Genomic DNA, 15,264 nt, shown 5'->3' on the forward strand with positions numbered 1-15,264 from the left:
CGCGAGGGGGCGGGAGCCCGCGGGCGGCCGGCGCCAGAGCCGGCCGTCCGCGGCACTGTTATGCCGCCGGACGCGCCGCCGCCCACAGCCCGAAACTCGCGATGATCGCGTAGCATATCAGCGGTACCGCCAGCGCAATGCGGATGTCGCCGCTGAGGTCGGCCACCGTTCCGAACAGAAAGGGGACGATCGCCCCGCCGATGATCGCGGTACACATGATGCCCGATCCCTGCGGCGTCCGTTCGCCGAGCCCCTCGGTCGCGAGGCTGAAGATCGTCGGGAACATCAGCGAATTGCAGAAGCCGACCAGAATCAGCGCCCAGCCCGACAGCGTCCCCGTCGTCACCGCCGACAGGATGATCAGCGAAATCGCGCCGGCCGCAAAGGTCGTCAGCACGCGTCCCGGCTTGGCGAGGCGCAGGATGAAGCCGCCGAGCAAGCGGCCCACCAGCGCGCCCAGCCAGTACATCGCGACCAGCTTGCCCGCCGCCTGGAGCCCCAGCCCCATCACGCTGGGTTCGGCGAGATAGGCCATCAGGTTCGAGCCGATCGCCACTTCGGCGCCGACATAGACGAAGATGCACAGCGCGCCGAACTGGACGCGGCGATTGTGGGTCAGAAGGCCCCAGGTGCCCTCGAGCTTCACATCGTCGGTCCTGGCGTGGTCGAGCGTCGACCGGTACATCCAGAACACCGCCGCGATCGCCAGCATCAGCACGCCGAGCCACATATAGGCGGTGCCGATCGACGCCCCCTCGGCGACGCGATAGGCCTGAATCTGCGCTTCGCTCGCGGTTTCGGCGTCGATCGGCTGCGCGTCGCCAAGCAGGAAGGTCGCGCCGCCATAGACCATCAGGAACACGCCGATCGAATTGAACGCCTGCGCGAAGGTCAGCCGGCTGTGCGAGGTTTCGACGGGACCCAGCGTCGTGATCACCGGATTCATCGCGACCTGCAGAACCGTGATCCCCGCACCGATGCAAAAGAGCGCCGCGAGAAATCCGGGATAGGATGCCGCGGCCGACGCCGGGATGAACAGGAAAGCGGCGGCGGCCACAATGATGAAGCCGAGCACGAAGGTGCGGATATAGCCGAGCTTCGACATGACGATCCCGGCGGGGATCGAAAAGGCGCCATAGGCGATGAAAAACGCCATCTGCACGAGGTTCGCCTGCGCGTGCGTCAGGTGGAACATCGGCTTGAACTTGCCGACCAGGAGGTCGTTGATGTTGGTCACCCCGCCGAGCAGGAAAAACACCGCGAAGGCGAGTATCAGCACTATGCGGGTGCTGCCACCGCCCGTGCCCGGCTGTTCAGCCGCGTTCGGGTCCACACTCGTCGCGACGTTCGGCGCTAATGCCATGTCTCTCTCCCCAACCTTTTTTGCAGGCTAACCTGCGCCCGGTCTTGTCATTTTGCGGCGGGCGGGCAAGCCAGATTCTCGCCGACGGCCTCGACATTCGTATGCAGCAGCGTCGCGGCGAAACCCTTGTCGGCGCGGACCGTCACCGCATTGTCGACCTGTTTGAGATTGGCGCCGGCATCGGCGAAGCAGCGCAGCGGCACCTTGATCGTCGAAACCTGCCCTTCGGCGGCCGCCTTGACCGCGGCCGAAATGTCGAACGCCTTGCCGCCGAGCGCGAGGCTGACCGGCGCACCGCCGGCCGCATCGATCCGCCAGTCGACACGCAGCGCGAAGCTGTTGTTCAACTGGCGCGACAGGTCGGCATAGGGTCCGGTCAATTCGAGCGTCGCGGGGCCGGTCCAGGTGAAGGACTTACCATCCTCCTGCGCGCGCACGTCGACCGAGCGCGCCGCGATCATGCCGCCGGGGCTCGCGATCGGCGCCGATTCGACCGGGCGCTTGCCGCCCGCATCGGTGATCGAGAGCACCCACGGCGCGCGGGCGCGGCCGCCCGCGAAGAAATTCTCGACATTCAGCGCCGCCGAAATATCGACGCCGAGCTCTTCCGAAAGCTCCGGCACTGTCGTGGCGTCGCCATATTGCAGCCCGTAACCGGCCGCGAACTGCGGCTTTTCGACCGGCGAGCGCGCATCGGACGGCCAGGCGAAAGGCAGCGTGCCGGTGAAACCGCGCACCGTCTTGCCGTCCCTGCCCGCGACGAGCACATCGGCGACACCGGCGCCCTGCGAGCCCGGCAGCCAGCCCGCGACGAAGGCGTCGGCGGCGTTGATTTCGGGATTGGTGAACATCGGCCGCCCCGACAGGAAGAGCGCGACGACGGGAATCCCTGCCGCCTTCAGCTTCTTGAGCGTCGCGAGATCGGTCGCTTCGGTCGGCTGATAATCGAGCGTCGCGACGTCGCCCTGGAACTCGGCATAAGGCGCCTCGCCGAACACGACGATCGCGACGTCGGGCTTTTCGGTAAACGCGCCGCTTTCCGACAGCGTCGCCTGGCCGCCCGCATCGCCGACCGCCTTGTTCAGCGCCTCCCAGATCGTCTGCCCGTTCGGGAAGTCCGACCGCACGACATCGGTGCCTTGCCAGCTGATCGTCCAGCCGCCCGACTGCATCGCCATATTGTCGGCGCCGGGCCCCGCGACGAGAACGCGCGCGCCGGGCCTGATCGGCAGGACATTGCCATTGTTCTTGAGCAGCACGAGCGACTTGGCGACCGCCTCGCGCGCCACCGCCAGATGCTCGGGCGTGCCGACCGCCTGCACGGCGCTGCGGTCGACATGGCCTTCGGGAAACAGCCCCAGCTTGTATTTCACGCGCAGGATGCGGCGCACCGCATCGTCGAGGCGCGCGGCAGGGATCGTGCCGTCCTTCGCCTGTTTCAGCGTCGTTTCGTAAAGACCCTTCCAGCTGTCGGGCGCCATGAACATGTCGAGCCCGGCGTTGATCGACTGCGCGCAGTCGGTGACGCTGCACCCCGCGACCTGCCCATGGCCGTTCCAGTCGCCGACGACGAAGCCCTCGAAGCCCATCTTCCCCTTGAGCGCGTCGGTCAGCAGTCCCTTGTTGCCGTGGTGCTTGACGCCCTGCCAGCTCGAGAAGCTCGCCATCACGGTCAGCGCGCCGGCGTCGATCGCGGCGGGATACCCCATGGCGTGCTTCGCGATCAGGGTCTTCTCGTCCACCTTGGCGTCGCCCTGATCCTTGCCCTCGAACGTCCCGCCGTCGGCGAGGAAATGCTTGGCGGTCGCGGCGACATGGCTTGCATCGACGGTCTTGCCCGGGGCGAGCTTGCCCTGCAGCCCCAGCACCATCGCTTTCGCATATTCGGCGACGAGCTGGGGATCGGCGGCATAGCCTTCATAGCTGCGGCCCCAGCGCAGATCCTGCGGCACCGCGAGCGTCGGCGCGAAGGTCCATTCGATGCCGCTGCCCGCGATCTCGGCCGCGGTGACCGCGCCGATGCGCTGGATCAATTCGGGATCGTGCGCGGCGCCGAGCCCGATATTGTGCGGGAAGAGCGTCGCGCCCGGGATATTATTGTGCCCATGGACGGCATCGACCCCGAAAATGATCGGGATCGCGACGCCATTGGCCTGCGGGCGCATGGAGACGGCACGAAACTCGCCGACGAGCTTCGCCCAGTCGGCGGCGCTCGATCGTTCATTGCCATTGGGGCCGCTGTTGCCGCCCGCCAGGATCGATCCGAGGGGATAGGTTTCGAGATCTTTCGGCGTGATCGTGCTGATGTCGCCCTGGATCAGCTGGCCGACCTTCTGCTCGATCGTCATTTTCTTCAGCAGCGCGTCGATGCGCGCTTCGGTCGCGGCGTCGGTGATGGCGGCGGGGCTCTTCGCCGCGGGCCAGAGTTCGGGATGGACGGTCGCGCCGCCGCCGGCGTCCTGCGTCGCTGCCATTGCGGTTCCCGCCAGAAGCAGCGCGGTCGCGATCACCATTGCCTGTCGGCGCATCGTCTCTCCCATCCCTCATAATGTGAACGTTATCAAGATTCGATGTCGCATAGGGGCCGAATGAAATCAAGCACTCTGTTGGGCTTGTTCGGGAGGGTGCGTCAGCGTGGACGCGGCATCGTCGCGAGCAGGAGCACCGCGATCGCGGTCAGCCCGGCAAGCAGCAGGAAAAGCGCGTCGAATCCGAAACCGGGGACGAGCGAAATGGTCAGCCAGGGCATGATCAGCGACGGCACGGTATTGGTCAGGTTGAAGATGCCGAGATCGCGCCCGCGCCGGTCCGAACGCGGCAGGATGCGCAAGGTCTGGCTGGAATGGAGCGACAGGAACACCGTCGTCGCGACGCCGAAGACGAGATAGCTCGCCTTCGCCATGTCGAGTTCGGTCGCGAACGCCATGCCGATCATTCCCGCCGCCGACACCGCCGCGCTGGCGACGAGCGGCAGGAAGGGCCGGTCGTTGCGGTCGGCCCAGCGGCCGCTCGCCAGCGCGATCGGGATCGCAAGCGTCAGCGCGACCCCGAAAATGCGCGCCTTTTCATTATCGTGCATATCGGGGTCGATCGACCGGAACCAGAAATAGAGATAGGCGAAAAGCGCCGCCTCGGCGATCTGGACCAGGAGGCGGGCGAGCCACATCCGCACCGCCGGGCCGCTCGGCCGGACCGGGCAGCTGTCTTCGGCCCGCTCGGGAGGGGCGGTGAGTTCGGGAAAGGGGCGCGGGCGACCGAGGAGCAGGACCGGCAACACCGCACTCGCCACAAGGAGCGCGATGACCACCAGGCGGCTGTCGCCCGAGACGAGACCCGGCCAGGTCACGAGCGCCCCCGACCAGGCACCGAGCGCGGGCGAGAAGGCGAGCAGCCCGCCGAGCAGCCCCTTTTGCGTATCGGGGACGCAATCGCCCGCCCAGGCGGAAAGCGGCCCGAGCATCATGTTGAGCGCGAGTTGCCAGGCGATGATGATTCCGACCAGCGTCCAGATATCCCGCGCGTGCGGGACGAGGAGCAGCAGCGAAATGCTGAACAGCAGCCCGGCGAACACCCAGCCGCGCCGATTGCGCGTCCGGTCGCTGAGCCAGCCGAAAAGGATGCCGCCGGCGCTCGCCGCGATCGCCCCGAAGAAGGTGGTATAGCCGAGGGTCTGGACGTCGGCCGCGCCGGCCAGCTCGGTCATCCGGCCGGGCAGCCAGATCGTCAGGAACGGAACATAGGCGATCGCCCCGCCCGCCCAGGCGAGCGCATAGAGAAGCAGGAAGGGGAGAGACTGACGCTGCGCCGCGGTGCTGTCAGCCATGGGCGGCCGCCGGCGCGGCGGTCGATCCGCGCGGGGCCAGTCCACCCTGCACGCGCGTCGGCTCGGTCGGGCGCGGCGCGCCGCGCTGCGCCGCGATGATCAGTTCGACCGCGCGCGCCGCGGTTTCGGCGACCGGCTGATCGACCGCGGTCAGCGGCGGCTGGGTGAAACGCACCACCGGCGTGTTGTCGAAGCTGACGATCGAAAGCGCGCCGGGCACGTCCAGGCCCCTTTCGCGGGCGACCTCCAGCGTCGCCAGCGCCATCTGGTCGCTGCTCGCGATGATCGCGGTCGGCGGGTTCGCACCACCCAGCAACTGCCGCGCGGCGGCGGCGCCCGACGCATAGGTGAAATCGCCCTCGGCAAGCAGCCCGTCGGTCGGCAGGCTTTCGGCCGTCATTTCACCCTGCCAGCCGTCGATACGCCAGCGGCTCAGGCTATATTCGGGCGCCCCCGCGATGAAGCCGATGCGCTTGTGGCCGAGATCGATCAAATGGCGCGTCGCGCGCCGCGCCGATCCTTCGTCGTCCATCGTCAGCGCGATCCCCGCGTCGCCGCGCCGAGACCCGATGCGCGCGAACGGGATTTTCTGCTGGTCGAGCAGCCCGACGATCAGCGGATTGTCCGAATGCGGCGGGGTCAGGATCACCCCGTCGGGCTGGAGCGCGGCGATCGCCGCGCGCAGTTCGCGCTCGACATGGTCGTTGTGCGTATCGACCAGTTCGAAGATCATGCGATAGCCATATTCGGCGCATTTGAGCATCCCGCCGAGCAGCATCTGGTCGACCCAGTCGACGCCCTGCCGCCCCTGCCAGTCGGCGATCGTGCGCTCGCGGTCGTTGATCGCGAGGATCAGATAGGATCGCGACCCGCTCATCCGCTGCGCCGCGATCGACGGGACATAGCCCAATTTGTCGATCGACGCCTGGACGCGTTCCTTCATTTCGGGGCGCACGTTCGGCTCGTTGTTGATGACGCGGCTCACCGTCTGCAGCGACACGCCCGCGTCGGCTGCAACATGCTTGATCGTGACCGACTGCCGCCGACGCCCCATTATTCGTCTTGATCCCCCGTGCTGCCGCAATCGCTACCGGCATCGTCGCTACATTGCCAGACGCGAACCCAATCTATTTCCATATTTTTCGGATATCCGCTTTCATCGACTCCCTTGATCCCGCGCCCCTCGGCGAGCCCGCCGCCGACCGCGAGGTTCAGGATCAGGTGAAAAGGCCGGTCGAACGGCGCCGCCGGATCGCTCGATCCGCTCGTCGTCCATTCGCTCGCGACGCGCGTCGCATAGGGCTTGCCGTCGACCGTCCAGACGATCTTGCCCTTTTCCCAGACGATGCCGAAGACATGGAAAGCGTCGAGCGGCGCCGGGAGCACAGTCTCGTCGCCCTTGTACCGGTTCTCCGGCCATGGCCCTCCGAAATGCAGTGTGCCGAGGATGCGGTTCTCGACCCCGCCCGCGCAGCCGTCGCATCGCACGCCGAGGTTCACCGCCTCCAATATATCGATCTCGCCCGACGCCGCCCAGCCGCCATAATGGTTGGTCTCGGGCAGCATCCAGATCGCGGGCCATGTCCCCTGCCCCTGCGGCAGCTTGGCGCGCACCTCGATCTTGCCAAAGGTCCACGCCGCCTTGCCGCGCGTGACGAGCCGCGCCGAGGTGAACGCCTTCGTCGCAAGCGCCTTCGCCTTTTCGGGGTCGCCGCGCTGCGACAGCGGGAAAGCAGGCCCGGTCATCGCCTCCTTGCGCGCGGTGATGACCAGCCTGCCGTCCCGAACCGCCGCATTGACGGGCCGGTCGGTATAGCATTGGCGTTCCTCATTGCCGCCGCCCCAGCAATCGACGTCGAAATCCCATTTGCCGCGGTCGATCGCCGCCCCGTCGAACTCGTCCGACCAGACGAGCCGCCAGCCGGCGCCCGCCCCCTCCTGCGCGGCGGCAGCAGCCGGCGCGGCGGCCAGCATCAGGATCGCCGCGGCGCGCATCATGCGGCCGTCGGCTCCTCCGCGCCGCAATAGCGTTCGACATAGGCATGATGCTCGGGCAGCGTCGCGACCGTCTGCGCGATATTGTCGCGCAGCGTCTGGAACAGCCGCTCGACCTCGTCGTCGCGCAGCTTGGCGGCGATGGGGTGATAGGTCTGCGGCTCGATCCCCTGTCCCATCATCACCTGCACCCAGCTGTTCTCGGCGAACAGCTCCTCATTCTTGCGGAACACGCGGCCCGTCTCGCGGAACAGCTCGATCTTCTGCTGCAGCGAATCGGGGATCGGCATGGCCGCGACATGGCGCCAGAAGGCGCTGTCGCGGCGGTTCGTCGCCTTATAGTGCAGGATCACGAAATCGCGGATCTGTTCGATGTCCAGCCGCTGCTGCTCGTTGAACTCCATCGCGTCGCGCTCGCTGACGCGCCCGTTGGGCATCAGCCGGATGAAGCGCAGAATGGCGCGCTGGATCAGATGCACGGTCGTCGCCTCGAGCGGCTCGACGAAGCCGCCCGCGAGGCCAACCGCGACGCAGTTGCGGAACCATTGCTTGCGCCGCACGCCGCCGCGGAACTTGATGTCGAAGGGCTCGATCAGCGGCTCGCCGACGCTGCTCATCAGCCGGTCATAGGCCGCATCGCGCGACAGATAGCCGCTCGAATAGACGATGCCCGCGCCCATGCGATGCTGCAGCGGGATGCGCCATTGCCAGCCCGCGTCGTGCGCGATCGCCTGCGTATAGGGCGGCGGCTTGCGAAGATGCTTCGACTGCACCGCGATCGCGCTGTCATTGGGCAGCCAGTGCCCCCAATCCTCGAACCCCGCATGGAGCGCACCGTCGATGAGCAGGCCGCGAAAACCCGTACAGTCGACGAACATGTCGCCCTCGACCCGCCGCTCGCCGTCGAGATGCAGCGCCGCGATGTCCCCGCTCTCCCCGTCGAGTTCGACGCGCGCGATCTTGCCCTCGACGCGCTTGCATCCGTCGGCCTCGGCCAGTTTGCGCAGATAGCGGCCATAGAGCGTCGCATCGACATGATAGGCATAGTTCATCCGCTCTTCGGGCAGATGCGCGAACTTGCCCTGCATCCCGGCGACCAGTTCGAGGCAATAATCGGCATAGGGCTGCTCGTGCCCGCGCTCGCGCGCGTTGAGCCAGAAATGCTGGAAACCCGCCGACCAGTGATCTTTGCCCGACAGGCCGAAGCTGTGGAAATAGCTGTCGCCGTCGTGCTTCCAATTGTCGAAGAGGATGCCGAGCTTGAAGGTCGCCTGCGCCGCGCGCATGAATTCGGTCTCGGGGATGCCGAGGATGCGGTTGAAATTGACGAGCGGCGGGATCGTCGATTCCCCCACGCCGATCGTGCCGATCTGCTCGGATTCGACGAGCGTCAAATCGACCGTGTGCCCCATCGTGCGCGCGATCGCCGCCGCCATCATCCAGCCTGCGGTCCCTCCACCGGCGATCACGACCCGCTGTACCGCTTTTTTGTTGCTCATTTACTCAAGGCCCTCAGCAAGAAGGCGCGCAGCCGCCCCGCCGTCTCGGACGTGAGCGGGGCGAGGATGCTGCGCGCGGTTTCGGGAATATGGTCAGTGACGCTTGCGTCATTGTCGAAGACATAATGGTCGAACTGTTCGCGCCAGATCGCCTTGTCTTCGGCTGGCAAGTCGCGGATCGCGAGGATCGCATGGTTGAGCGCCGCCTGCGGCTGGCCGAGCCAGGCGGGGGTGCGGCGCCACCAGTAATTGACGAGGATGTTGAAGTCGGCGAGCCCCTCGACATGGTGCCACCACATCGACGGGATGAAGATCGCGTCGCCGGGTTCGAGTTCCACCGTCAGCGCCTCGGCCATCGCATCGACGAAGCGCGGGTGCGCGGCAAGGTCGGGCGCGTCGAAATCGACCATGCTGACGACGCGCCCCGCGGGCGTATTGTCGATCGGCCCCAGATAGAGGTTGCGGAACGCGCCCGGCGGAAACAGCGTGAAGCGGCGGCGCCCGGCGGCGCAGCACGCCAGATTGTCGGGAAAGTCGTTGTGCGCCGCGATCTTGGTCTGCGTGCCGATCCAGATGCTTCTCAAGGGATCGCGGTCGCCAAGCGCGATCGGATTGGCTTCGTCGAGCCCGTCGAAATGCGACGGAATGTCGATCGACGCCAGATAGACGGTGCGCGCCTCGCCGCGCTCCTCGGCGGTATCGATGCCCGCGAAGATGTCGGCGAGCTTGCCCGTCCCGACCCGGAAATTCATTTCCATCTCGTCGTCGTAGAACAGCCGCCCGTCGTGCCCCGGCGGGCCGATCGATACCTTGAACGGGCGATCGCGCGCATGGTCGAGCAGATAGCGCCGCGCTTCGCGCGCCGACCTTTTGCCCGCTGCGACGAGCGGCCAGTCGGCGACGAGGCCGCGCAGGACAAAGGGCTCGCGCGCGCCTTCCAGCAACGCGTCGAGCCCCGCCCCCTTTTCCCATAGGCGCTCGGGCACCCGCGCGAGGCGGTCGTATAGGGCGCCGGTCTGCTCAGCCACCGCCGAGCCTGTGGTTCTTGCGCGCGACGAGCGCCGACAGTTGCGACAGCGACGCGAGCGCCATGAACATCGGCATCAGATGCCCGGCGGCGTGCAGCGCGCCGAGCGCCTCGGCGTCGAGCGCGCGCAGCTTCGCTTCGTCGATAATATGGAAACCGACGAGCGAGTGGACCGACCCATCGTCGAGCGTGACCTCGAGACTGAAGGGTTCGAGCAGGTCATAGGCGAGCAGCGCATCGTAGAAGGCCTTGCTCTCGCGATAGCCTTCGTCGAGGTCGCCGAGCCGCTCGGCGATCTCGTCGAGATAGGGGGTTGCTTTCCCTTCGCCGTCGAACAGCCGCACACCGTCGCTCGCGCCGGCGATCCGCGGATGGTCCAGATCGATATGAACCTGCCCCGGCCCCTCGCCGCCCGCCGGACGCCCGATCAGGAACGGCCCGATCGCAAGCGACAGCGGGCGATAGCGCGCGTCCCAGCGTGCCCCTTCGAGGAACAGATTCTCACCGTTCTGAAATCCGAACATCGCCAGCGCGGTGAAATCTTCACGCCCGGTCTCGCGGCGGAACAGGATCGGGAAATGCGCCTGCACGCGCCGGAATTCGCTCGGCACGGTCAGCGTCGCCATGATGTCGTCGCCCAGCTCCGCCCCCGCGTCGGTGCGCACGCGCAAATCGCGGTGGGTCTTGTTGTCGAGGACGGCGTGGCGGGTCATCGAATAGCTTTCTTAAAGCGCCGCGGCGGCGGGGGTGCCGGATCGCAGCGCGTCCAGATAATCGCGGTTGGCGGGCAGCGCCGCGGCGAGCGACCGCGCGCGCTGGCGAGTGTCGGCAAGCAAGCCTTCCGCACGCCCGCCGGTCGTCGGCAGGTCGGCGGGAACGGAAAAGCCCATGCCATAGAGGATATATTGGTGGCTCTCGGCGGAGAATATCTCGTCGACGCGCGGGAAGTCCCACGCCGACGGCGGCTGGTCGCGCCACAGCGCCAGCATCCCGGTCAGCCCTGGCGGGACATGCGCCGCCTCGCGCTGCGCCCGCCAATAGGGCTCGTCGCGGCGGCTGAGCACATAATGGAGCTTCAGAAACTCGACGATGCGGTCCCAGCGATAGCGGAACAGCTCGTTGAACCGCGCGGCATGGATCGGCAGCGCCGCGCGGCGCGCGGGGAAATTGTCGATCAGCGCATTGAGCGACAATTCGATCATCACGATCGCCGAGGCTTCGAGCGGCTCGATGAAACCCGCCGACAGGCCGATCGCGATGCAATTGCCTTCCCAGAAGCGGGCGCGGTGCCCGGTCGGAAAGCTCAGCCGCCGCGCCGGCACCTCGGGCGCACCCGGCAGCACGCGCGCGATATAGGCGCGCAGCACCGCCTCCGCCGCGTCGTCATCCATGAAGCGGCTCGCATAGACGCAGCCGATGCCGCGGCGATCGGGCAGGCCGATGTCCCAGATCCAGCCCGCTTCGTGCGCGGTCGACACCGTCTGCGACGCGATCGGGCTGCCCGGCGGCACCGGCACCTGCGCCGCGAGCGCGCGGTCGTTGAACAATGTATCGCCGCGATCGACCCACTCGACGCCCAGATGCCCGCCGATCAGCAGCGACGCATGGCCGGTGCAGTCGACGAAGAGGTCGCCCGCGATCGCGCCGTTCCCTCGCGTCGCGACCGACGCGATCCCACCCGCGCCGTCGCGGTCAACGCCGGTGACATGATCCGCAACATGCCGCACGCCCAGCCGCTGCACCGCGTGGCGCGCGAGCAGCGCCGCGAATTTCCCGGCATCGAGGTGATAGGCATAGTTCGCCGCGCCCTGATAATCGGGCATCGCGCGCTGCCGGGGCGCAAGATCGAGGTCGCAGACCTGCGCCTGCGGCGTCATCGCCGCCGCGAAGGGCAGATCGGGCGCGCCCGACCGCCACGCCGCGAGCAGTTCGGCCGCCGGCGCCGCGGGCGGCGAAGTGAAGGGGTGCAGATAGCGGTCGTCCGCCGCGCCGGTGACCCAGCCGTCGAAGCGCGAGCCTTGCTTGAACGACGCATCGCACGCGGCGAGGAATTCGCCCTCGCCGATGCCGATCGCCGCGAGGGTCGCGCGCATCGTCGGCCAGGTACCCTCGCCGACCCCGATCGTCGGAATATCGGGCGCCTCGATCAGCGTCACCGAGAGCTTGCCCGCCCTCGCCCGCGACGAGCTGGCGAGGCGTGCTGCCGTCAGCCAGCCGGCGGTGCCGCCGCCCACGATGACAACCCTCTCGATCGCTTCATTCATTGCCGTCGACTCTAAGCCAAGCTTCCATCGCCGTCACGCAAAAGAGCCGCGCCCTGAAAGGCGCGACCCTCTTGCCTGCGACCCGGCGGAAATGGCCCGCCACCTAGAAGCTGAACCTGACCCCCGCCGCATAGCGCGCGAAGCCCGGCTCGACGAAGTTGACGTTGTTCTTGCTGCGAAGATGCCCGCGGCGCCCCTCGCCCGTCAGGTTGATCGCCTCGACGAAACCCGTGAGCCCCGGGATGAACTCGTAACTCGCACTCGCGTCGATCTGCCAATATTCCTCGATATAGAAGGGGTTGGGGCCCGTTCCCGTCAGAAATTCGTCGCGCCAGTTCCACGCGACGCGCGCCTGGATGCCGTTCTTGTCATAATAGGCAACGGCGTTGGCGCTGTCGCTGAGGCCGGTCAGCGCGAACTGCGCCTCCGACGACGGCAGGCTATTGTCATATGTCGCATCGCCATTGACAATCGTATAGTTCAGGATGACGCCGAAGCCGGTGTCCCAGAAGCTGTGCTGAAGCGCGAATTCCCATCCATTGAGCGATGCGGTCTGATCGCTGTTGATCGGCGTTCCAATCTCGAAATTGACGAGCGGATCGCCCGGCGCGGCGTTGATGATACCGGTATAGGGCTCGCCATTCCCTCCCCCGGTGATGGTCGTCGTTTCGGGGAAGAATTCGAAGATATGCTGCCGAATCTGGGCGATGGTCGCATCCGCTCCGATCGCCGCGATGGCGGCGTTCCAGCGCGGCCCGCCGACCGGCGTGGTCAGGCCGAAAGCGTTTGAGTCGATCCGCGTCGAGGAAATGAAATTCTTCACATCCTTGTGGAAATAGCCCACCGACAGATAGGAATCGCGGCCGTAATACCACTCCGCCGACAGGTCGATATTCTTGGATTTATAGGGGACCAGCCCCGGATTGCCCTGCGCGCCCGTGCCGCCGCCGACGCGGAACAGCACGTCGATCGTCCGCCCGCCCTGCATGCTGGCATAGTCGGGGCGCGTGATCGTGTGGCTGTACGACGCGCGCAGCTTGACGTCCTGCATCGGCGAGATGTCGAAATCGATCGCGGGCAGCCAATTGTCATAGGAACCCTTGAACCGCGTGAAGTCGCTCTCGCCCGAAAAGATGACGTTGAGCTCATTGTCGCCGATCCAGCGGGTGGTGACGGGCACCGGCACCAGCGCCGCCGACGAAATATCGGTCGTCTCGTACCGGACGCCCGCGGTGAGGTGCGCCGGATTCTCGAACAGGTCGAAAACGGTCGCCACCTGCAAATAAGGCGCCAGCGTCTTTTCGGTGATCCGCCGGTCGGTGTTGAACACCGCCAGGCAGGTGCCCGGCTGGGCTGCGCCCGTCGCGGGGTTGCTGCAAACCTGATAATTCTGTTCGTTCAGATCGGCCAGCCGCTCGAAATCGAAGGTATAGAAGCTCTCGATCATCCCCGGCTGGGCAAGACCCGGGAACTTGTCGGGCAAGGTGACCAGTTTGAAAATATCGTCGGGAATATCCGACGCGGGGCCCGCCCCGCCCCAGGTGTCGTCGTTCTGGACGGTACCGAACGCCGAGCGCACCTTGCTGTCGACATAGGACACGCCGAAATCGATGCTGTCGAGGAAGCCATCGTCGTGGTCATATTGGCCGCGCAACTGCACCTGGTTGATCCGGTTGCGGAAAAAGGCGTTGCGAAAGGCGTTGCCCGTCGGCGTGATCAGCGACGCATCGAGCGGATCGATGCCGGGATACATGCCATAGGAGATGACCGGCAGGTCATTCTCGAAATTGACCGTCTGGTTCTGGACGCCGAATATAGCGTTACCCAGCGATACGCTCGACCCGAAGCGATTGACCGGATTGACCTCCGCGGTCGAATGATGCGCGTCGAGCTCGAAGGTCACGCCGTCCGCGCCCTTCCATTCGAGATTGAATCCGAGCGACTTGTTCTCGGCCCGGTTCTCGGTCAGCGCGCCGCTGTACGACAAATCCTTGCCGCCATAGAGGGCATCGGGCCCCGGCGTCCCGTTCGGCGCGGCAAATTCCTCGCTATAGAAAATCGGCCCGGCGACCGGCCCGTCGGTCCACGCGCTCGACGTGTTTTCATGGTTGAACCACACGCCGACATTGCTGTTCCGCGTTTCGACCGTGTTGCGCGAATAGATATAATCGACCGTCGCGGTCAGTTCGTCGGTCGGCCGGAACTGCAGCACCGCCTGCCCGTTGATGCGCTCGCGATTGATGTCGTTGAGGTCGTAGGACGCATTCTGCGGCACCTGATAGACATCGCCCTCGCCCGGGCGATTGATGATATTGTCATAGCGTGGGCTATTCGGATTTTCCTCGAGTTCACCCCAGTTATTTTCAGCCGTAACGGCACCGGGATAGGCGTCGCGCCAGCCGACGTTCGCCCGGTTGGTGCTCGACTTGCGCTTCTGATACGACCCCGCGACCATGATCCCGATCGTGTCGTCGGCAAAGGTCGTGCTGAAGATGCCCGACACTTCGGGCGTGATCGGATCGCCATTGTTGCGCGACGAATCATAGACGGCCTTGGCCGACAGGCTGCCGCGCATGCCCGGATTGTCGAGCGGACGCGGGGTGCGGATATTGATCGTCGAGCCGATGCCGCCCGACTCGATCGTCGCGCGACCGCTCTTGTAGACCTCGACCGACGCGACGCCTTCGGACGCGAGGTTGGCGAAGTCGAACGAACGCGACGACGGCGCACCGTCCCCGCCCCCGATGTTCGCGGTCGGCACCTGGCGGCCGTTGACCGTGACCAGGTTGAATTCGGGGCCGAAGCCGCGAACGGTGACCAACTGGCCCTCGCCATTCTGGCGGTCGATCGACACGCCGGTGATGCGCTGGAGCGATTCGGCGAGGTTGGTGTCGGGGAATTTGCCGATGTCCTCGGCCGAAATCGCGTCGACGACGCCCTGCGCCTGACGCTTGATGTCGGCCGATGCGGCGAGCGAGGCGCGGATGCCGGTGACGACGATCTCGTCGCCGCCGGCCTCGCTGTCGGCCGGCGCATCCTGCGCGACCGCGACCTGCGCGATGCCCATCATCGACAGCGCCGAAGTCCCGGCCAGAAATTTGGCAAGCCAATGCTTTTGAGACGCCCGCATCCCACTTCCTCCCACTCAGCCGCTCTCTCTCTTTTGGTGGCGGCATTCCCGTTATGTGAACGTTATCTAAATGGGAACGTTCTCATTGTCAACGCATCGAGCGTGGCTTTTGGGTCACAATGCTGCGCTATTTTGTGCAGCAAACGTATGCAGCGGATGATGG

Annotated in this window: 10 protein-coding genes; all 10 read right to left on the bottom strand. The window is 66.2% G+C overall.

Annotated elements, in window-relative coordinates; translation table 11 throughout:
* Positions 1-58 precede the first annotated feature (58 nt).
* Positions 59-1,363, bottom strand: a complete 1,305-nt coding sequence (locus QZL87_RS11100) for a sugar MFS transporter (protein WP_295319294.1) — start codon at positions 1,361-1,363, stop codon at positions 59-61.
* Positions 1,364-1,410: 47 nt separating this feature from the next.
* Positions 1,411-3,891 (bottom strand): glycoside hydrolase family 3 protein, encoded by a 2,481-nt coding sequence (locus QZL87_RS11105; RefSeq protein ID WP_295319296.1) that lies wholly within the window; start codon positions 3,889-3,891, stop codon positions 1,411-1,413.
* Positions 3,892-3,992: 101 nt separating this feature from the next.
* Positions 3,993-5,186, bottom strand: a complete 1,194-nt coding sequence (locus QZL87_RS11110; RefSeq protein ID WP_295319298.1) for an MFS transporter — start codon at positions 5,184-5,186, stop codon at positions 3,993-3,995.
* Positions 5,179-6,240 carry a LacI family DNA-binding transcriptional regulator gene (locus QZL87_RS11115; protein WP_295319300.1) on the bottom strand — a complete coding sequence of 354 codons (1,062 nt, stop codon included), beginning with the start codon at positions 6,238-6,240 and terminating at the stop codon, positions 5,179-5,181. Before QZL87_RS11115 ends, QZL87_RS11110 begins: the two co-directional genes overlap by 8 nt.
* The gene (locus QZL87_RS11120; RefSeq protein WP_295319302.1) at positions 6,240-7,184 is read right to left on the bottom strand and encodes a glycoside hydrolase family 16 protein; all 945 of its coding nucleotides are present in this window, start codon (positions 7,182-7,184) and stop codon (positions 6,240-6,242) included. The genes QZL87_RS11115 and QZL87_RS11120 overlap by 1 nt, the downstream gene beginning before the upstream one ends.
* Positions 7,181-8,680: a tryptophan halogenase family protein gene (locus tag QZL87_RS11125; protein ID WP_295319304.1), complete on the bottom strand. Its 1,500-nt coding sequence runs from the start codon at positions 8,678-8,680 to the stop codon at positions 7,181-7,183. The genes QZL87_RS11120 and QZL87_RS11125 overlap by 4 nt, the downstream gene beginning before the upstream one ends.
* Positions 8,677-9,666 (bottom strand): cupin-like domain-containing protein, encoded by a 990-nt coding sequence (locus tag QZL87_RS11130; protein ID WP_295326851.1) that lies wholly within the window; start codon positions 9,664-9,666, stop codon positions 8,677-8,679. The genes QZL87_RS11125 and QZL87_RS11130 overlap by 4 nt, the downstream gene beginning before the upstream one ends.
* Positions 9,667-9,700: 34 nt before the next feature.
* Positions 9,701-10,420 (bottom strand): SapC family protein, encoded by a 720-nt coding sequence (locus tag QZL87_RS11135; protein ID WP_295319306.1) that lies wholly within the window; start codon positions 10,418-10,420, stop codon positions 9,701-9,703.
* Between the two features lie 12 nt (positions 10,421-10,432).
* Positions 10,433-11,971, bottom strand: a complete 1,539-nt coding sequence (locus QZL87_RS11140; protein ID WP_295319308.1) for a tryptophan halogenase family protein — start codon at positions 11,969-11,971, stop codon at positions 10,433-10,435.
* A gap of 103 nt (positions 11,972-12,074) precedes the next feature.
* Positions 12,075-15,101 (bottom strand): TonB-dependent receptor, encoded by a 3,027-nt coding sequence (locus QZL87_RS11145; RefSeq protein ID WP_295319311.1) that lies wholly within the window; start codon positions 15,099-15,101, stop codon positions 12,075-12,077.
* Between the last annotated feature and the right edge of the window lie 163 nt (positions 15,102-15,264).

The sequence above is a fragment of the uncultured Sphingopyxis sp. genome (assembly GCF_900078365.1).
GTDB lineage: Bacteria > Pseudomonadota > Alphaproteobacteria > Sphingomonadales > Sphingomonadaceae > Sphingopyxis.

Coding starts and splice junctions, on each gene's coding strand:
- QZL87_RS11100 (WP_295319294.1), bottom strand. CDS start 1,363: ATGGCATTAGCGCCGAACGTCGCGACGAGTGTGGACCCGAACGCGGCT.
- QZL87_RS11105 (WP_295319296.1), bottom strand. CDS start 3,891: ATGCGCCGACAGGCAATGGTGATCGCGACCGCGCTGCTTCTGGCGGGA.
- QZL87_RS11110 (WP_295319298.1), bottom strand. CDS start 5,186: ATGGCTGACAGCACCGCGGCGCAGCGTCAGTCTCTCCCCTTCCTGCTT.
- QZL87_RS11115 (WP_295319300.1), bottom strand. CDS start 6,240: ATGGGGCGTCGGCGGCAGTCGGTCACGATCAAGCATGTTGCAGCCGAC.
- QZL87_RS11120 (WP_295319302.1), bottom strand. CDS start 7,184: ATGATGCGCGCCGCGGCGATCCTGATGCTGGCCGCCGCGCCGGCTGCT.
- QZL87_RS11125 (WP_295319304.1), bottom strand. CDS start 8,680: ATGAGCAACAAAAAAGCGGTACAGCGGGTCGTGATCGCCGGTGGAGGG.
- QZL87_RS11135 (WP_295319306.1), bottom strand. CDS start 10,420: ATGACCCGCCACGCCGTCCTCGACAACAAGACCCACCGCGATTTGCGC.
- QZL87_RS11140 (WP_295319308.1), bottom strand. CDS start 11,971: ATGAATGAAGCGATCGAGAGGGTTGTCATCGTGGGCGGCGGCACCGCC.
- QZL87_RS11145 (WP_295319311.1), bottom strand. CDS start 15,101: ATGCGGGCGTCTCAAAAGCATTGGCTTGCCAAATTTCTGGCCGGGACT.